The organism is Agrobacterium sp. A3-95 (genome assembly GCF_053521785.1).
In genome coordinates, this window is the sequence record NZ_JBNWDR010000005.1 from 179,760 (window position 1) to 197,807 (window position 18,048).

Sequence of the window (18,048 nt, forward strand, 5' to 3'; positions counted from 1 at the left end):
GACGGTCTTGCAAGGGCCAACGAGAATGTGAGCCGTGCTCCTCTCGACGTGGCACGCAGGCAGAGCAGTTTTACAGAGCCATGTTTCTGCGCTGTTTTATCGCTGAATGCTGATGGCCAAGGCCAAGGCCAAGGCTAAGGCTAAGGCTAAGGCTTGGCCCTTTCCTGCATTATCAAGGCACATGTCTGCAGCTTCGCAGACCTTGGAAAACGGACAAAGAAAAAGGGCGGACACCACGGTGCCCGCCCTTATTATATTCCGTAAGCCAGAGTGTCAGGAGGCGATGGCTTTCGGCCGGGGCTGGCCCTCGTCCTCTGTCAGCAGGCCGCTGGTGCGCAGCAGCGAGGTGAAGCGTCCGCCACGCTGGCTGAGCTCGTCGAACGTGCCCTTTTCAATGATACGGCCCTGATCGAGGAACAGCACCTGATCGGCATCGCGCACCGTGGAAAGGCGGTGGGCGATGATGAAGGTCGTGCGGTTCATTCTCAGCGCGTCCACGGCGGCCTTAACCCGTGCTTCCGTTTCCACGTCCAGCGCGCTGGTTGCCTCGTCAAGGACCAGGATGGGAGCGTTCTTCAGGATAGCACGCGCAATGGCGATACGCTGGCGCTCGCCACCGGACAGGCGGTTGCCGCGTTCACCCACCTGGGTCAGGTAGCCGGTGATACGGCTGTCGATGAAATCCGTCGCAGCAGCAGCTGCTGCTGCTTCCACGACCTCCGCGTCGGTAGCAGATTCGCGACCAAGGCGGATGTTTTCGCGGATGGAGCGGTTGAGAAGGCCGGCATCCTGGAACACCGTGGCGATGGAGTTTCTGAGCGAGTTCTTCGTCACCGTCGAGATGTCGGTTCCATCGATCAGAATCTGGCCTGAATCCGGATCATAGACACGCTGCAGAAGATTGATGAGCGTGGTCTTGCCCGCGCCCGTCGGTCCGACGATGGCAATCGTCTGGCCGGCCTTGGCCGTAAACGAGATGTCGTGGACGCCCTGCTTGGTGTTGGCGAAACCGAAATTGACGTTGCGGAACTCCACGGTGCCGGAGACATTTGACAATTCGCGGGCGTCGCCCGGTTCTTCCCGTTCCTTGACGGAATCCTCCAGCACGAAGAAATCCTCGAGCTTTGCGCGCGCCTCGAAAATCTGGGTCACGAACTGACGCATCTGATCGAGACGGCCGATGAGAAGATTGGCGAAACCGATGAAGGCAATGACGTCACCGACGCGCAATTCGCCGTTCTTCACCAGCACGGTGCCGATGACGAGGATGATCATCATCGAAACGGTCGACGCAGTGCGGTTCAAGGCACTTGCGAAAGCCCACCAGTCGAGCACCGGATATTGGGCGCTCAGCAGTTTTTCGGTGAAGGATTTCAGCGCCTTCGTTTCAGCCTCGATGCGGTTGTAGCTGTGCAGGACGGACACGTTGCTGATGGAATCGCTGACATGGGCAAAAACGCTGTGATAATGCTCCTCGACCGAAGCCTGGCCATCCTTGGTGCGGCCCATCACCCACTTGCCAATGAACCAGTAGACGATGCCAAGACCGATCAGGACGAAGCTGAGGCGCAGGTCCATGGCAATGGCTGTCGGAATAAGCAGTACGAGTGCGACGAAAGTCGCCAGATGCGTGCGCATGAATTCGAGCCACAGGCCGAACAGCGTCTCGCTGGCGCGCAGAAGCGTATGCAGCGCGTTCGAGGTGCCGCGCAGATGGTGCCAGGAGAGCGGCATGGAGATGATCCGGCCGAAGGCTTCCGTCAGCAGGGTCGCGCGGCGACCGTGGGCCAGCCGGTCGGCCTCGCGGGCGACAGCGACATAAGCCACGGTGTTGAAGACGCCGAAACCCGCCCACAGGATGAGGATGGACGTGACATCGGAGCCGGAGGAGATGGCGTCGATGATCCGTCCAAACAGCACGGGTTCGGCAATGGTGATCGCTGCAAGAATGATGTTGGCGATGACAACGATCAACACCCGCCATTTATGTACGGTCAGATAGCGCAGGGCGCGTGTGTAAACCTGAAACAAAGTCAAATTTTCAATCCAGTCCAGCGTCTGTTTCGAGCGGTTGATTGTTCGGTCTCAATACAATGCTGTTTTAGCAAGGTTGCATGAGACGGCGAAATTTGTGTAATTATCGCTCTTTCAGTCTGAATGGCGGCTTAACAAACCGAGCACGCGTGCGAACCGAAAAAAAACTGAACCCGATGTTTCTAGGGGACGCCGTCACAAGATTTTGCATGTTCGTTTCAGGGATTGCTAACGACGATATGTTCAGTCTGAACCGACCGGCGCCCGAGTAACATGACGTACTCGTGGGACCATGTCCTTCATGTCATCCCTTCCAGCCAAGCTCCGGGCATGTGTCTTTATGCATGATATTCTTCACTTCATCTCTGCGTGCTACCAGGCGGGAAACGCTGATCGTGTTCGCTCCGAATTTGTAACACTTATTCGCGAATATGGTTTCGAATATTTCCTCGTCAGCCGGCGGATGACCGGGGAGCTTGCTTCCACCGGCCAGATTCTCGCACAACATCTCCCGGAAGGGTGGATCGAGGTCTACCGCGCCAAGAAATATAATCTTGTCGATCCCGTCCGTAAGGTGATCGGCATGGTGCACAAGCCGTTTCAGTGGAAAGAGGCGCTTGAGGGCCTGCCCCGCGCGATGCATCGAAAAAGGGCGAATGTGTTTTTTCACGATGCCGGCCGTTACGGTCTGCAGGGTGGGTATGCCTTTCCGGTGCACGGGCGCGCGGGATTCATCGGCGCGGTGTTCCTTGGCGGCGAGGACCGGCAATTGCCCTCGTTGCACGTTGAGCTGCTGGATGCGGCCACGCGCGCGGTGTTCTGGCGTCTGCTCGATCTTTCAGGCCAGGTCCATAACCTCAACAACGCGCCGAATGTTTCCGCTCTTGAACTTACAAGGCGGGAAATGGAAGTTCTGACGCTGATGGCTGATGGCATGACCTCAACCGAAATTGGACGCCAGCTATCGATCTCCAATCACACGGTCGACTGGTATATCAATGGAATCCAGCGTCGGTTCAGCGCCAAGAACAGGCAGCATACTGTAGCACTCGCCTTTCGCAACGGCTTGCTGAGCTAGTTACGACAGTACGCTTCTCTCCCGAATTGCCCTTTTCAAGACCGGGTTTTGCTGCTTAATTCCGCAGTGCAGCAGAAATTCTGTTTTGGCGTGTGGGGAGACCGTCTTGAAAATATCGAAAATACTTGTTGCCAACCGATCCGAAATTGCGATCCGAGTTTTCCGGGCAGCGAACGAGCTGGGGATAAAAACCGTCGCCATTTGGGCGGAAGAGGACAAGCTGTCTTTGCACCGCTTCAAGGCGGATGAAAGTTATCAGGTCGGCAGGGGTCCGCATCTCGCCAAGGATATGGGACCGATCGAGAGCTATCTTTCGATTGAGGAGGTCATCCGCGTGGCCAGACTTTCCGGCGCGGACGCGATCCATCCCGGTTACGGCCTTTTGTCCGAAAGCCCCGAATTCGTTGAGGCCTGTAACAAGGCTGGCATCACCTTCATCGGACCGACGGCGGATACGATGCGCCAGCTCGGCAACAAGGTTGCCGCCCGCAATCTGGCGATCTCGGTCAATGTTCCCGTTGTTCCTGCAACCAAGCCGCTGCCGGACGATATGGCCGAGGTGGAGCGGCTGGCCGAAGAGATCGGTTATCCCGTGATGTTGAAGGCCTCCTGGGGCGGCGGCGGTCGCGGCATGCGCGCCATCCGCAAAAAGGAGGATCTGGCACGCGAGGTCACCGAGGCCAAGCGCGAGGCGAAGGCCGCTTTCGGCAAGGACGAGGTCTATCTCGAAAAGCTGCTCGAGCGCGCCCGCCACGTCGAGAGCCAGGTTCTCGGTGATACCCACGGCAATGTCGTGCATCTGTTCGAGCGCGATTGTTCGATCCAGCGCCGCAATCAAAAAGTGGTTGAGCGCGCGCCGGCACCCTATCTCAGCGAAGCGCAGCGTCAGGAACTGGCCGCCTATTCCTTGAAGATCGCGGCTGCGACCAATTATATCGGCGCCGGCACGGTCGAATATCTGATGGATGTCGATACCGGCAAATTCTACTTCATCGAGGTCAATCCGCGCATTCAGGTGGAGCATACCGTCACCGAAGTCGTGACCGGCATCGATATCGTCAAGGCGCAAATCCATATTCTGGAAGGGGCCGCCATCGGCACGCCGGAATCGGGTGTGCCGAAACAGGAGGATATCCGCCTCAACGGCCATGCGCTGCAGTGCCGTATCACCACGGAAGACCCGGAGCACAATTTCATTCCCGACTACGGCCGTATAACGGCGTACCGCTCGGCGTCCGGCTTCGGCATTCGTCTGGATGGCGGGACGTCCTATTCGGGGGCGATCATCACCCGTTATTACGATCCGCTTTTGGTGAAGGTAACGGCCTGGGCGCCGCAGCCGGATGAAGCGATCAGCCGCATGGACCGCGCGCTGCGCGAATTCCGAATTCGCGGTGTTGCGACCAACCTCACCTTCCTCGAGGCCATCATTGGCCATGCGAGTTTCCGCAACAACACCTATACGACCCGCTTCATCGATTCGACGCCGGAGCTGTTTGCACAGGTCAAGCGTCAGGACCGCGCTACGAAGCTGCTCACCTATCTTGCCGATGTGACGGTGAACGGGCATCCGGAAACCAAGGGCCGCGTTAAGCCACCGGCAAATGCGGCACAGCCGGTGGTTCCCTACATCGATGCGCCGACGCCTGATGGCACCAAGCAATTGCTCGACCGGCTGGGGCCGAAGGGCTTTGCCGACTGGATGCGCAACGAAAAGCGGGTGCTGGTAACGGACACAACGATGCGCGACGGCCATCAGTCGCTGCTGGCCACGCGCATGCGTACCCATGACATTGCCGGCGTCGCAAGCGTCTATGCCAAGGCCTTGCCGCAGCTTCTGTCTCTGGAGTGCTGGGGCGGCGCCACTTTCGACGTTTCCATGCGCTTCCTGACGGAAGACCCGTGGGAGCGCCTGGCGCTGATCCGCGAGGGTGCGCCGAACCTGCTGCTGCAAATGCTGCTGCGCGGTGCGAACGGCGTCGGGTACAAGAACTATCCAGACAATGTCGTGAAATATTTCGTCCGTCAGGCTGCGAAGGGCGGTATCGACCTGTTCCGCGTGTTCGACTGCCTGAACTGGGTGGAGAATATGCGCGTATCGGTGGATGCGATCGCCGAGGAGAACAAGCTCTGCGAAGCGGCCATCTGCTACACGGGCGATATCCTCAATTCTGCGCGTCCAAAATACGACCTGAAATATTATACCAACCTCGCCGCCGAGCTGGAGCGTGCAGGCGCGCATATCATCGCCGTCAAGGATATGGCGGGACTTCTGAAGCCTGCCGCTGCCAAGGTGCTGTTCAAGGCGCTGCGGGAGGCGACCAGCCTGCCTATCCATTTCCACACGCATGACACATCCGGCATTGCGGCTGCGACCGTGCTTGCCGCCGTCGATGCGGGCGTGGATGCGGTGGATGCCGCCATGGATGCGCTTTCGGGCAACACGTCCCAGCCCTGCCTCGGTTCCATCGTGGAAGCGCTGGCCGGATCGGAACGCGATACGGGTCTCGATACGGAATGGATCCGCCGCATCTCCTTCTACTGGGAGTCGGCGCGCAACCAGTATGCGGCTTTCGAAAGCGATCTGAAGGGCCCTGCCTCGGAAGTCTATCTGCATGAAATGCCGGGTGGGCAATTCACCAATCTCAAGGAGCAGGCGCGCTCGCTCGGTCTTGAGAGCCGCTGGCACGAGGTCGCGCAGGCCTATGCCGACGCCAACCGGATGTTCGGCGATATCGTCAAGGTCACGCCGTCCTCCAAGGTTGTCGGCGATATGGCGCTGATGATGGTGAGCCAGGATCTGACGGTCGCCGACGTGGAAAATCCTGATCGCGAAGTGTCCTTCCCGGACTCGGTGGTTTCGATGCTGAAGGGCGATCTTGGGCAGTCGCCAGGCGGCTGGCCGGAAGCCCTGCAGAAAAAGGCGCTGAAGGGTGACGCGCCCTATACGGTTCGTCCCGGCTCATTGCTGCCGGATGCCGATCTCGATGCGGAGAGAAAGGCGATCGAGACCAAACTCGAGCGTTCCGTGAACGACTTCGAATTCGCATCCTATCTGATGTATCCGAAGGTGTTCACCGATTTCGCGCTGACATCCGAAACCTACGGTCCGGTTTCCGTGCTTCCCACCCATGCGTATTTCTACGGCATGGAGGACGGTGAAGAGCTGTTTGCCGATATTGAGCGCGGCAAAACGCTGGTCATCGTCAATCAGGCCTCTTCAGGCACTGACGATAAGGGCATGGTGACGGTGTTCTTCGAGATCAACGGCCAGCCGCGCCGCATCAAGGTGCCGGATCGCGCTCATGGCGCATCCGGCTCTGCGGTGCGCCGCAAAGCGGAACTCGGCAATGGCACACATATTGGTGCGCCGATGCCGGGCGTGATCAGCCGCGTCTTCATCAACCAGGGTCAGGAGGTCAAGGCCGGCGACGTGCTGCTCTCCATCGAAGCCATGAAGATGGAAACTGCGCTTCACGCCGAACGCGATGGCAAGGTCGCCGAGGTTCTCGTGCGCCCGGGTGACCAGATCGACGCAAAGGATCTGCTGATCGCTTACGCGGAATGATGCCCACACGGCATCGCTAGCCGCGATATTTTGTCTTTCATTATAAACGCCCGCCCTCCCGGCGGGCGTTTTGCTGTTGCACCTTCGCTAAAACTCAAATATGCATGTTCGTGCACGTTTGTTCCTGTTTATGCATGAGTCCCGATGAGCGATCATTTTGTCAGCGAGCGGCAGGCGCTCATCCTTGCACAGTTGCGGCAAAGCGGCCGCGTGCTTGCGCAGGATCTCGCCCAGAATTTCGGCGTTTCGGAAGACACGGTCCGCCGGGATCTGCGGGATATGGCGGCGCGCGGGGAGTGTCTGCGCGTCTATGGCGGGGCGTTGCTTTCCGATAGCAAGACGGTGCCGCTGAAGACACGGATCACCGAGGATGCCGATCGCAAGGCTTCGTTGGCACGCGCAGCAATTCCGCTGCTTGAGCCGGGCATGGTCGTCTTCATCGATGCCGGCTCCACCAATCTGGCCATTGCAAGGGCTATCCCCGCCGGTCTCAAATTGACGGTGGTAACGAATACGCCTGCTATTGCCGCTGAACTCACGGGGCGCGCCGATATCGCTTTGATCATGATCGGCGGCAAGGTCGATCCGGCCGTCGGTGCGGCCATCGACGCCATGGCGTTGCGGCAACTCGAGCTGATGCGGCCCGAGCTGTGTATTCTTGGCGTTTGCGGTGTTGCGGCTGAGACCGGCCTGTCGGCGGATATTTTCGAGGATGCCGTGTTCAAGCGGCTTGCCTGCAGCGCCAGCCAGCGGATTGTTGCCGCCATCACCACGGAAAAGCTGGGCCACAAGGCGGCGTTTCACGTGCACGACTTTTCTCCGCCTCTTTCCCTGGTGCTGGAACATGACGCCGACCGCACATTGGTCGAGGCGCTGTCGGCTAAAGGCGTACAAGTTCATTTCGGCGGCGATGACGCCGTCCAACTCTCTCACGGTCAAGTCTGAAGGATATTACCGATGAACGGCCCCACGACATTTTCGCCGACGGTCAAGCGCTCGTCCTATCTGACGCGGCACAGGCTCGGTGTATCCCTGCTGTTTTTGATGAACGGTTTCATGATGGGATCGTGGGCGCCCAAAATACCGGAATTTGCGGCGCGGTTATCCCTCAGTGAAAGTGCGCTTGGCCTGATCATTCTGGTTTTCGGCGTCGGCTCGCTGGTTTTCATGCCGATCGCCGGTTCCCAGATCGCCCGTTTCGGATCGCGAACGGTCAGCCTTGCGAGTGCGGCTATTTTCTTGCCGACACTGCTTTTCATCTCCTGGGCAGACACGATCTGGGCGGGTGTGATTGCGGTTTTCCTGTTCGGTGGGCTGACAGGGGCGATGGATGTCGCCATGAACGCCAATGCGGTGGCGGTCGAGCGTGACATGCGCCGCGCCATCATGTCGTCGTGCCATGCTTTCTGGAGCCTGGGCGGCCTGATCGGCGCCGGTCTTGGCGGTTATCTCATCACGGCCATTGGCGTGCAGGGGCATGCGATCGCGTTGACGGTCATCGCCCTTGTTTTGCTCGTCGTCGCGTGGCCGCGCGTTCTTGCGGATCGCCCGCATGCCGAGGAGGAGCGTCCGAAAGGTCGCTTGCCGCTGACGCCCTTGCCGTGGATTATCGGTCTGATGGCGCTGTTTTCGATGATTCCGGAAGGCGCGATCCTCGATTGGGGTGCCCTTTATCTGCGCAATGAACTCGGCGCTTCCGTGTCCCAGTCCGGTTTTGCTTTCGCGGCCTTTTCCATGACCATGGCGGCCATGCGTTTTGCCGGCGATCTGGTGCGCGACCGGTTCGGCGCGGTCAATACCCTGCGGTTCTGCTCGGTCATGTCGATTGCGGGCCTTCTGATTGCGGGTCTTGCGGGAAATTCCACGTTTGTGATCATCGGCTTCGCGATTGCCGGCATCGGTATTTCCAACATGGTGCCGATCGCCTTTTCGGCGGCGGGGAACATGCCGGGATTGGCACCCGGCATCGGCCTGTCGGTCGTCACCACCATGGGTTATTCCGGGATTCTGGTAGCACCCTCGGCCATCGGCTTCATTGCCGAACATACCGGCCTTGCCAGCGTATTTCTCGCTCTGCCGTTGTTGCATGTGGTGGTTTTGCTGCTTTCGCGGCTCGCCCGGCATGCGGATGGTGCGGGCAAGGAATAGGCGTCTCGAATTTTGCCATGATTGCGGTAAAGTAGAAGCTCTTATGCGTTGGGTGTTGACAAGCAGGCCCCCTTGTTTCACCTCAATTGCCAGACCTTGCCGCAAGCTCCAGAGACCGCCATGACGTCACACGCCGATTACGATCCAAAGCCCCGCCGTGCATCCGTTGCCGTCGACGTAGGGGGCGTCATCGTGGGTGGCGGTGCGCCTGTCGTCGTACAATCCATGACCAATACCGACACGGCGGATATCGACGCCACCGTGCAGCAGGTGGCGGCACTTTTCCAGGCCGGTTCTGAAATGGTGCGCATCACCGTCGATCGCGATGAGAGCGCTGCCGCTGTGCCGAAAATCCGCGAACGGCTGCTGCGCCTTGGCATGGACGTGCCGCTGATTGGCGATTTCCACTATATAGGCCACAAGCTTCTGGCCGATCATCCGGCCTGTGCCGAAGCACTGGCGAAATACCGCATCAATCCCGGCAATGTCGGCTTCAAGGACAAGAAGGACAAGCAGTTCGGCGAAATCGTCGAAATGGCGATCCGTTATGACAAGCCGGTTCGCATCGGCGTGAACTGGGGGTCGCTCGATCAGGAATTGCTGACGACGCTGATGGACAAGAACAAGGAGCAGGGTTTTCCGCTCTCTGCCCGTCAGGTCACCCGCGAAGCCATAGTCCAGTCGGCACTGATTTCCGCAGAGCTTGCCGAAGAAATCGGCCTGCCGCGCAATCGCATCATCCTGTCTGCCAAGGTCAGCCAGGTACAGGACCTGATTGCCGTTTATTCGATGCTGTCGGAACGTTCCAACCACGCACTGCATCTCGGTCTTACCGAAGCCGGCATGGGTTCCAAGGGCATCGTCGCCTCGTCTGCTGCCATGGGTTATGTGCTGCAGCACGGTATTGGCGACACGATCCGCGTCTCGCTGACGCCGGAGCCGAACGGCGACCGCACCCGCGAGGTGCAGGTGGCGCAGGAATTGCTGCAGGTCATGGGTTTCCGCCAGTTCATTCCGGTGGTTGCGGCATGTCCCGGCTGCGGGCGCACCACCTCTACCGTCTTTCAGGAACTTGCCCAGAATATCCAGAATGACATTCGCAAGAACATGCCGATCTGGCGTGAAAAATATCCCGGTGTGGAAGCGCTCAATGTTGCTGTCATGGGCTGCATCGTTAATGGCCCCGGCGAAAGCAAACATGCCGATATCGGCATTTCACTGCCCGGAACCGGCGAAAGCCCCGCTGCACCGATCTTCATCGATGGCGAGAAGGCGCTCACCCTGCGCGGTCCCAACATCGCCGCGGATTTTGAAGCGCTTGTGATCGATTACATCGAAAAGCGTTTTGGCCGGAAAGATGCGGCGGAGTAAAAACTACCGTGAAAATGCCGAAATTCCACTGTCATACCGCCTGAACCCTTCGGAGCATCAAAACACATGATCAAAAAAATCGCGATCGTTGCCCTTTGCGGGACCTATCTTTCCGCCTGCACCACCACCGATCCCTATACGGGTGAGCAGAAGATGTCGAACACGGCGGGCGGCGCTGGTATCGGCGCTGTCGTCGGTGCTCTCGGTGGTCTGGCTGTCGGCGGTTCGCCGGTCGGTCGCCGCAACGCAGCCCTCATCGGCGCCGGCATCGGTGCACTCGCCGGTGGCGCAATCGGCAATTACATGGATGGTCAGGAATCCGAGCTTCGCGCCCAGCTTCAGGGCACTGGCGTTTCCGTTAGCCGCCGTGGCGACAGCATCGTTCTCAACATGCCGTCGAACATCACCTTCGCGACGGATCAGGATCAGGTCATCCCGCCCTTCTATCAGACACTCGATTCCGTCGCCATCGTGCTGAACAAGTTCAACCGCACGCTCATCGACATCAACGGCCATACCGACTCCACCGGCAGCCAGCAGCACAACCAGGCGCTTTCCGAGCGTCGTGCGGCGTCTGTTGCAAATTATCTCGGCGCACGCGGCGTCGACCAGCGCCGTATTTCGACGCTCGGCTTCGGCCCCTCGCAGCCGATCGCTTCGAACGCAACGCCGGATGGCCGCGCCCAGAACCGTCGTGTCGAAGTGCTGATTTCGCCGCTCAAGGGCTGATTGGCTGAAAAACGGTGAGCCGGGAAACCGGCTCAGCTTTTCCGTTCGGCGATGAATCTGGCGGCCGCGATGAGTATCGCGGCCTTTTCGCCGTAGGGGGCCAGAAGTTCGGAGGCTCCCGCCACCTGTTCCTGAAGCTTGAGGCGCGCCCAGTCTTCACCGCGTAGTGCCACCAGCGTTCCCTTGCCGCGTGCGGCATCCTTGCCGGTTGCCTTGCCCATGGTAGCGGCATCGGCGGTCAGATCCAGGAGATCGTCGGCAAGCTGGAAGGCAAGGCCGATCTTTTCACCGAAGAGGCGCAGTCTTTGCCTTTCGGAAACATCGCTGCCGGCGATGATCGCGCCTGCCTCGCAGGCGAAGCGCAGCAGCGCACCGGTTTTCATAGCCTGCAACGTAATAATGCCGGCCTCATCAGGTGCGTTCTTTTCCGCAGCCAGATCGAGCGCCTGACCGCCCGCCATGCCGCCGATGCCTGCGGCGCGGGCGAGCGAGAGCACGAGAGCCGCCTTGCGGTCTGCCTCAAGAGGATTTTCGTCCGACGCGATAATGTCGAAGGCGAGTGTCAGCAGGCTGTCGCCTGCGAGAATGGCGGTCGCCTCGTCGAATTTGCGGTGCACTGTCGGCTGGCCGCGGCGCAGGTCGTCGTCATCCATCGCTGGCAGATCGTCGTGCACCAGCGAGTAACAATGCAGGCATTCCAGCGCGGCACCGACATAATGGGCTGCTTCGGCATTTCCGCCGAGCAAGGCCGTGCTTTCTATGACGAGGAAGGGCCGCAGGCGTTTGCCGCCGTTCAGCACACCATGACGCATGGCGTCGAGCAGGTTTTGCGGGCGCGTAATCTCATCCGCACGCGCCTCTGCGGAAAGCAGGCGACCAAGCAGGGATTCGGTCTGTGCCGCGTTATCGCGCAGCTTCGTTTCGAAATTCGTCATCTGAGCGTCCATGCCGCGCTCTTTGGCATGGCGCGCGGGGCCAGGCAACCTTTTCGTGATTCCTGAGGTCAACTGTTTGACCGGACTCGCCTTGAAGGCGGCAATGGAATATGAAAGGCTTCGATTGGTGCGGGGCTTTGACGAATATTGAGTAGTACGCCTGAAAGCGACGCAGATTACGCCGTGCTGGCGGAAGACCGGAGCAGTCCGAAGGTGGATTTTCGCACGTTGGCAAAGCGTATCATCATGACCTTGCTGGCGTTGCTGATCCTGCCCTATCTGCTGATCCCGGTTTACGCCCTGCCTTTCATGCGGCCGGTCTCGACGCTGATGCTTGCCGATCTGGTGACACTTCAGGGTTATGACCGGCGCTGGGTGCCGCTCGAGGATATTTCGCCGCGCCTTGTGCAATCCGTAATGATGTCCGAGGACGGACAATTCTGTTTCCACGGCGGCGTTGACTGGAACCAGATGCAATCCGTCGTCAACAATGCGCTCGAAGGCGCGTCCACCCGTGGCGCCAGCACCATTCCCATGCAGACGGCCAAGAACCTGTTCCTCTGGAACGGTCGCTCGTTCTTGCGCAAGGGGCTGGAGTTGCCGCTGGCGATTGCTGCCGATTTCGTCTGGTCCAAAAAACGGATGATGGAGATTTATCTCAACGTTGCGGAATGGGGACCCGGCATTTACGGCATCGAGGCAGCAGCACAGCACCATTTCAAGGTACCGGCGGCAAAGCTCAGCTCCCGCCAGGCGGCACTGCTTGCCGTTTCTCTGCCCAATCCCATCGATCGCGTTGCCAGCAAGCCGGGGCGTGGTTTGCAACGGCTTGCCGGCCTTATCGAACGGCGTGCCCGAGCATCGGGCGGTTATGTGGGATGCGTGCTGGACTGAGCCCAGCCCGCCGCCTCAACCCTTCTTGAAAATATAGTCGGTTTCCTGACGCAGGGTCTCGCCGGGACGCAGGATCGCGTAGGGGAAATCGGGATGATTGACGGCATCAGGCCATATCTGCGTTTCCAGACAAAAACCGGCAAATGGGCCATAATGGCGGCCATCGAGGCCTGGAACGGGAACATTCAGCTTGAAGGCTGAATAGAATTGCACGCCGGGTTCGGTGGTGTGAACCTCAAGGGCAATGTCGGAGGCGGGCGAATAGGCGCGGGCAACCTTGCGCTTGGCGCGACGCTCGGGCGAAAGGCAGAAATTATGGTCGTAGAGCACCTGCTCGCCATCCTCCGTTCGCCGCATCGGCGTCGGGTGGCGCAGGTCGAAGACGGTGCCTTCGACGGAGCGGATTTCGCCTGTCGGGATCTGTTTGTCGTTGGTTGGCAGATAAAAGTCAGCGGCGATGCTGATCTCATGTCCAAGTGCGGTATCAGCACCGTCGAGGTTGAAATAGGAATGCTGGCAGATATTGGCGATGGTCGGTTGGTCGGTCACCGTTTCATAGACCACCGAAAGCACGCCGCCGTCGCGGATCGTATAGGTCGCGGTCACCGTGCAATTGCCGGGATAACCGGCGCGGCCGTCGGGATCGATGATCTGCAGAACCGCATGGCTTTCGCCGTGTTCCATCAGCATCCAGTTACGTTTGCCCATCCCGTCGCTGCCGCCATGCAGGTGGCTGACGCCTTTTTCGTTCAGTTCCAGCTGGTATTCGTGCCCGTCGATCGAGAATTTTCCGTCACCGATACGGTTGGCGTTGCGGCCGGGTGTGGCGCCGAAATAGGATGAATATTTGTAGTCCTCGAATGTATCGAAGCCGAGAACGAGCGGCGGCTGGTGCCCATCGAGGCGTAGGTCCTGAATGACGGCGCCCCAAGTGATAACCTTGGCCGTCAGCCCGCCCCTCGAGATGGTGACGCGCTCAACCTTTTCGCCGGTTGCCGTGAAACCGAAATTCTCCCGTGCCGCCGCGTCGCTCATTGCGTCATTCTCCCGATATCTTTGAATTGCCGGCGGACGTTGCGTCATTTTCCGGCAATTCGCAATCCCGCAATTTACGCCGCTAGTTTGCCGATTGCTTCGAGGTCATAAGGCGTCGTCTGATATATCTCGTTGATCCAGTTGCCGAAAAACAGATGGGCATGGCTGCGCCAGCGGTTGAGCGGGGCAAGCTCCGGATCATTGTGCGGAAAATAATCATGCGGCAGCTTGATTGGGACGCCCGAGTTCACATCGCGGAAATATTCATCCGAAAGCGAGGTTGAATCATATTCGACGTGGTTGAACATATAGAGGCGGTTGCCCTCTTTTTCATGCACCAGACATACGCCCATTTCCTCTGACTCCATCAGGATTTCGAGTTCCGGGTGTTTTTCGATGTCGGCGCGGCGCACTTCCGTCCAGCGTGAGACCGGAACCTGAAAGTCGTCGGAAAAACCGTTGAGATATATCGACGAGGGGCAGAGATTGCGGTGACGATAGACACCGAAAGCCTTTTCCTTCAGTTCGTATTTCGGCACACCATGGAAATGGTAGATGGCGGCCATCGCGCCCCAGCAGACGTTCAGCGTCGAATGGACGTTGGTTTGCGTCCAGTCGAAAATCTTTTGCATCTCGTTCCAGTAGGTGACGTCTTCATAGTCAAGCATCTCGATGGGCGCGCCTGTGATGATGAAACCGTCGAACTTGCGGTGGCGCACTTCCTCCCATGTCTCATAGAAGGACAGAAGGTGCTCTTCCGGCGTATTCTTGGCACGATGGCCGCCAATGCGGATCAGCGAAAACTCCACCTGCAGCGGCGATGCGCCGACGAGGCGCGCCATCTGCACTTCCGTCTTGATCTTGTTCGGCATGAGATTGAGAAGCCCGATCTGGAGCGGGCGGATATCCTGCCGGATGGCCGCCGTTTCTGTCATGACCCGCACGCCCTCATGAACGAGGGTGTCGAAGGCGGGAAGCGTATCGGGAATCTTGATCGGCATGTCGAACTCTCTTTTCGGATGACGTAAAGAACGTTGCGAAAACAAAAAAACCGGCAGCGAAATCGCAGCCGGTCCCAGGAAATTACCCTTTTCCTCGACCCTTTAGCGACTTCTTTAAAGTGGCTGCAAGCCGGTCGGCAAATCACCACTGAGGCGTTTCATAATCCCGAAGCCGACGAAAATCAATATCGGCTGATTTCATCGGGTTTCTGCCTTTCCATTTTTGCCTGAGGTGCGATAAGGCAGGGCATGGATAGAGAACGCTTCACCATTCTGCTTGGCGGCGATGTCACCGTTACCGACCGCCTCAAAGCGGCGGTTGAGGGTAGCCGTGTGATTGCGGCCGATGGCGGCATGCGCCATGCCGCACCGCTCGGGCTCACTCCCGAGCTCTGGGTGGGGGATTTCGATTCCACCGACAAGGACCTGCTGAACGCCTGGCCCGATGTGGTGCGACAGCCCTATCCCGCTGCAAAGGCTGTGACCGATGGCGAAATTGCGGTGTCGGAGGCACTTGCCCGCGGCGCGCGTTCTCTGGTGCTTGCCGGTGCGCTTGGTGGAGCGAGAAGCGACCACGCACTTCAGCACCTTCTTTACGCGGTGGCGCTTACTGAGCGTGGTCTCAACGTTACGCTGACCTCCGGCGAAGAGGAGGCCCGCCCGCTGCTGGCAGGGTCGTTCGATCTTGATCTGCCTCCCGGTGCGCTGTTTTCCGTTGCCGGGTTTACCGACCTTGTGGGGCTCGATATCGGCAATGTGCGTTATCCTCTCAAGGATTTCCCGCTTGCTTTCGGCTCTTCCCGCACTATTTCCAATGTCGCGAATGGCGGCCCTGTGCATTTCTCGCTGAAAAGCGGAAAAGCCATCGTGCTCGCCCGCCCTTATGATCTGACCGGAGCCTGACGCCTTGGCACCCCCAATTTTGAAACTCGATGACATCAAGCTGACCTTCGGCGTGACCCCGCTGCTCGACGGCGCCAATCTTCAGGTGGAGCCGGGCGACCGCATCTGCCTTGTCGGACGCAACGGTTCGGGCAAGTCGACCCTGATGAAGATCGCCGCCGGTCTGGTCGAGGCGCAGTCGGGCGAGGTTTTCCGTCACCCCTCCGCCACCATCCGTTATCTGGAACAGGCGCCGGATTTTGCCGGTTACGACACCGTGCAGGCCTATGCCGAGGCGGGGCTGGGACCTGGCGACGATCCCTATCGCGTTACCTATATTCTCGAGCATCTGGGCCTGACGGGACAGGAACATCCGGATAGCCTGTCCGGCGGCGAAGCGCGGCGTGCGGCCCTTGCCCGCGTCATGGCGCCTGAACCCGATATTCTGATGCTGGACGAGCCGACCAACCATCTGGACTTGCCCACCATCGAATGGCTTGAAGGCGAGTTGCAGCAGACGCGTAGCGCGCTGGTGCTGATCTCGCACGACAGGCGTTTTCTGGAGAAGGTTTCGACCTCGACCGTGTGGCTGGATCGCGGCCAGTCCCGTCGTCTCAATCGCGGTTTTGCGCATTTCGAGGAATGGCGCGACAAGGTGCTGGAAGAGGAAGAGCTGGAGCAGCACAAGCTCGGCAAGGCCATCGAGCGTGAAGAACACTGGATGCGTTACGGCGTGACCGCGAGACGCAAGCGCAACATGCGCCGCGTGGGCGAGCTTCAGGCAATGCGTGCGGACTATCGCGGCCACAAGAGACCGCAGGGCAGCGTGCAGGCGACGGCTGCGGAGGTGCGGGAATCCGGCAAACTGGTCATCGAGGCAGACGCAATCACCAAGTCTTACGGCGAGCGCGTGATCATCGCGCCGTTTTCGCTGCGGGTGCATCGCGGTGATTGCATCGGTCTCGTCGGGCCGAACGGTGCCGGCAAGACAACGCTTTTGAAGATGCTGACCGGCCAGCTTCAGCCCGATAGCGGCACGGTAAAGCTCGGCACCAATCTGGAGATCGCGACGCTTGACCAGAAGCGTGAGGATCTCAATCCAAACGATACGCTCGCTCATTACCTCACCGACGGTCGCGGCGACAATTTGCTGGTCAATGGCGAGTTGAAACATGTGACGGGTTACATGAAGGACTTCCTGTTCCAGCCGGAACAGGCCCGCACGCCCATCCGCAACCTCTCCGGTGGTGAGCGCGCCCGTCTTATTCTTGCGCGCATTCTGGCGCGGCCTACCAACCTGCTGATCCTTGACGAGCCGACCAACGATCTCGATATCGAAACGCTCGATCTGTTGCAGGAAATCGTTGCGGGCTTTTCCGGCACGGTCATTCTCGTCAGCCACGACCGCGACTTCCTCGACCGTACCGTCACCTCCACAATCGCGCCCGCCAATCCGGACCAGCCTGATGGACGCTGGATCGAATATGCCGGCGGCTATTCGGACATGATGGCGCAACGCAAGGGTGCCGCAGAAGAAAAGCGCAAGGCGGAGAAGCAGGAAAAGGCAAAGACCGCCCCTTCCGCCTCCGCGTCGCAGGACCCTTCAAAGGCCAAGGGCAAGCTTTCCTTCAAGCAAAAATTTGCGCTCGAAAACCTTCCAAAGGAAATGGAGAAGGCGCAGGGCGAAATCGCCAAGCGTGAGCAGCGCATGGCCGATCCCAATCTGTTCACCAAGGACCCGGCTACCTTCAATACGCTGGCGCAGGAAATGACGAAGCTGCGCGAAAAGCTCGAAGCCATGGAAGAGGAATGGCTGGAGTTGGAGATGCTGCGCGAGGAAATTGAAGGGTGACTTGGTCGCGATTTCTTGACTGAGGTCTCATCCACCTTTGACAGGGAGGTGGAATTGCCGTTTCCTGTGCGGGTTCGGAGGAGTTCACAAAATGCGCATGATCTTCGTCAATCTGCCGGTCAAGAATATCGAGACATCGAGAAGCTTCTTCACGGCTCTCGGTTTCACCTTCAATCCGGAATATTCGGATGACCGCACGCTCTGCATGATCGTTGAGGAGAACATCTTCGTGATGCTTCTTCAGGAGGAGCGTTTTCGCGATTTCATCAATGGCGATATCGCCGACGCCACACGCAGCACCGAGGTCCTGACCTGTCTCACAGCGGGAAGCCGTGAGGAAATCGACCGGATGATCGAAACGGCGCTTGCCTCCGGTGGCAACACCTGGAAACCGGTTCAGGATCACGGTTTCATGTATGCCGGTAGTTTTCAGGATCCCGACGGCCATGTCTGGGAACTGGTGCACATGGTGCAGCAGGCCTGACGGCAGCCATCTTGCCAATCAGAGACAGCGGGACTAC

14 protein-coding genes and 1 riboswitch are annotated in these 18,048 nt (G+C 59.0%); of the genes, 10 read left to right on the forward strand and 4 right to left on the reverse strand.

The window, feature by feature from the left end; genetic code table 11:
* Positions 1-273: 273 nt before the first annotated feature.
* On the reverse strand, positions 274-2,037 hold the full coding sequence (locus tag ACQZ5Y_RS15400) for a glucan ABC transporter ATP-binding protein/ permease (protein WP_013636948.1): 1,764 nt from the start codon (positions 2,035-2,037) through the stop codon (positions 274-276).
* Positions 2,038-2,374: 337 nt separating this feature from the next.
* On the opposite strand from ACQZ5Y_RS15400, the gene ACQZ5Y_RS15405 reads away from it, so the two are divergent.
* The 6 genes from ACQZ5Y_RS15405 (at position 2,375) to ACQZ5Y_RS15430 (ending at position 10,928) form a co-directional block, all read left to right on the forward strand.
* On the forward strand, positions 2,375-3,112 hold the full coding sequence (locus ACQZ5Y_RS15405; protein WP_003516548.1) for a LuxR family transcriptional regulator: 738 nt from the start codon (positions 2,375-2,377) through the stop codon (positions 3,110-3,112).
* 106 nt (positions 3,113-3,218) lie between these two features.
* Entirely contained in the window at positions 3,219-6,680 is a 3,462-nt protein-coding gene (pyc, locus tag ACQZ5Y_RS15410) for a pyruvate carboxylase (RefSeq protein WP_174050162.1), read from the forward strand.
* 144 nt (positions 6,681-6,824) lie between these two features.
* Positions 6,825-7,625 carry a DeoR/GlpR family DNA-binding transcription regulator gene (locus ACQZ5Y_RS15415; RefSeq protein WP_174050159.1) on the forward strand — a complete coding sequence of 267 codons (801 nt, stop codon included), beginning with the start codon at positions 6,825-6,827 and terminating at the stop codon, positions 7,623-7,625.
* A 12-nt stretch (positions 7,626-7,637) separates the two neighbouring features.
* The gene (locus tag ACQZ5Y_RS15420) at positions 7,638-8,828 is read left to right on the forward strand and encodes an MFS transporter (protein WP_003516553.1); all 1,191 of its coding nucleotides are present in this window, start codon (positions 7,638-7,640) and stop codon (positions 8,826-8,828) included.
* A 120-nt stretch (positions 8,829-8,948) separates the two neighbouring features.
* On the forward strand, positions 8,949-10,199 hold the full coding sequence (ispG, locus tag ACQZ5Y_RS15425) for a flavodoxin-dependent (E)-4-hydroxy-3-methylbut-2-enyl-diphosphate synthase (RefSeq protein ID WP_038492469.1): 1,251 nt from the start codon (positions 8,949-8,951) through the stop codon (positions 10,197-10,199).
* Positions 10,200-10,265: 66 nt separating this feature from the next.
* Positions 10,266-10,928: an OmpA family protein gene (locus ACQZ5Y_RS15430; RefSeq protein ID WP_019566011.1), complete on the forward strand. Its 663-nt coding sequence runs from the start codon at positions 10,266-10,268 to the stop codon at positions 10,926-10,928.
* A 32-nt stretch (positions 10,929-10,960) separates the two neighbouring features.
* On the opposite strand, the gene ACQZ5Y_RS15435 is transcribed toward ACQZ5Y_RS15430, so the two are convergent.
* The gene (locus ACQZ5Y_RS15435) at positions 10,961-11,875 is read right to left on the reverse strand and encodes a polyprenyl synthetase family protein (protein WP_174050156.1); all 915 of its coding nucleotides are present in this window, start codon (positions 11,873-11,875) and stop codon (positions 10,961-10,963) included.
* Between the two features lie 135 nt (positions 11,876-12,010).
* Between ACQZ5Y_RS15435 and mtgA the strand changes: the two genes are divergently transcribed.
* Positions 12,011-12,757: a monofunctional biosynthetic peptidoglycan transglycosylase gene (gene mtgA / locus ACQZ5Y_RS15440; protein WP_003516563.1), complete on the forward strand. Its 747-nt coding sequence runs from the start codon at positions 12,011-12,013 to the stop codon at positions 12,755-12,757.
* 15 nt (positions 12,758-12,772) lie between these two features.
* Here mtgA and ACQZ5Y_RS15445 read toward each other — a convergent pair whose 3' ends face one another.
* Together ACQZ5Y_RS15445 and metA are read right to left on the reverse strand one after the other, a co-directional pair.
* A complete protein-coding gene (locus tag ACQZ5Y_RS15445; protein ID WP_025594609.1) occupies positions 12,773-13,792 on the reverse strand; it encodes an aldose epimerase family protein in 1,020 nt (339 codons plus the stop codon).
* A gap of 74 nt (positions 13,793-13,866) precedes the next feature.
* Positions 13,867-14,793: a homoserine O-acetyltransferase MetA gene (metA, locus tag ACQZ5Y_RS15450; protein WP_003516567.1), complete on the reverse strand. Its 927-nt coding sequence runs from the start codon at positions 14,791-14,793 to the stop codon at positions 13,867-13,869.
* 82 nt (positions 14,794-14,875) lie between these two features.
* Positions 14,876-14,952: riboswitch (SAM riboswitch) on the reverse strand.
* Between the two features lie 90 nt (positions 14,953-15,042).
* On the opposite strand from metA, the gene ACQZ5Y_RS15455 reads away from it, so the two are divergent.
* From ACQZ5Y_RS15455 to ACQZ5Y_RS15465, 3 genes are all read left to right on the forward strand, one after another.
* Positions 15,043-15,696, forward strand: coding sequence for a thiamine diphosphokinase (locus ACQZ5Y_RS15455; protein ID WP_065659962.1), 654 nt, complete (start codon positions 15,043-15,045; stop codon positions 15,694-15,696).
* Positions 15,697-15,700: 4 nt separating this feature from the next.
* Positions 15,701-17,527 carry an ABC-F family ATP-binding cassette domain-containing protein gene (locus tag ACQZ5Y_RS15460; RefSeq protein ID WP_174050153.1) on the forward strand — a complete coding sequence of 609 codons (1,827 nt, stop codon included), beginning with the start codon at positions 15,701-15,703 and terminating at the stop codon, positions 17,525-17,527.
* Positions 17,528-17,618: 91 nt separating this feature from the next.
* Entirely contained in the window at positions 17,619-18,011 is a 393-nt protein-coding gene (locus ACQZ5Y_RS15465) for a VOC family protein (protein ID WP_065705148.1), read from the forward strand.
* Positions 18,012-18,048: the final 37 nt, after the last annotated feature.

Coding starts and splice junctions, on each gene's coding strand:
- ACQZ5Y_RS15405 (WP_003516548.1), top strand. CDS start 2,375: ATGCATGATATTCTTCACTTCATCTCTGCGTGCTACCAGGCGGGAAAC.
- ACQZ5Y_RS15415 (WP_174050159.1), top strand. CDS start 6,825: ATGAGCGATCATTTTGTCAGCGAGCGGCAGGCGCTCATCCTTGCACAG.
- ACQZ5Y_RS15420 (WP_003516553.1), top strand. CDS start 7,638: ATGAACGGCCCCACGACATTTTCGCCGACGGTCAAGCGCTCGTCCTAT.
- ispG (WP_038492469.1), top strand. CDS start 8,949: ATGACGTCACACGCCGATTACGATCCAAAGCCCCGCCGTGCATCCGTT.
- ACQZ5Y_RS15430 (WP_019566011.1), top strand. CDS start 10,266: ATGATCAAAAAAATCGCGATCGTTGCCCTTTGCGGGACCTATCTTTCC.
- ACQZ5Y_RS15435 (WP_174050156.1), bottom strand. CDS start 11,875: ATGGACGCTCAGATGACGAATTTCGAAACGAAGCTGCGCGATAACGCG.
- ACQZ5Y_RS15445 (WP_025594609.1), bottom strand. CDS start 13,792: ATGAGCGACGCGGCGGCACGGGAGAATTTCGGTTTCACGGCAACCGGC.
- metA (WP_003516567.1), bottom strand. CDS start 14,793: ATGCCGATCAAGATTCCCGATACGCTTCCCGCCTTCGACACCCTCGTT.
- ACQZ5Y_RS15455 (WP_065659962.1), top strand. CDS start 15,043: ATGGATAGAGAACGCTTCACCATTCTGCTTGGCGGCGATGTCACCGTT.
- ACQZ5Y_RS15465 (WP_065705148.1), top strand. CDS start 17,619: ATGCGCATGATCTTCGTCAATCTGCCGGTCAAGAATATCGAGACATCG.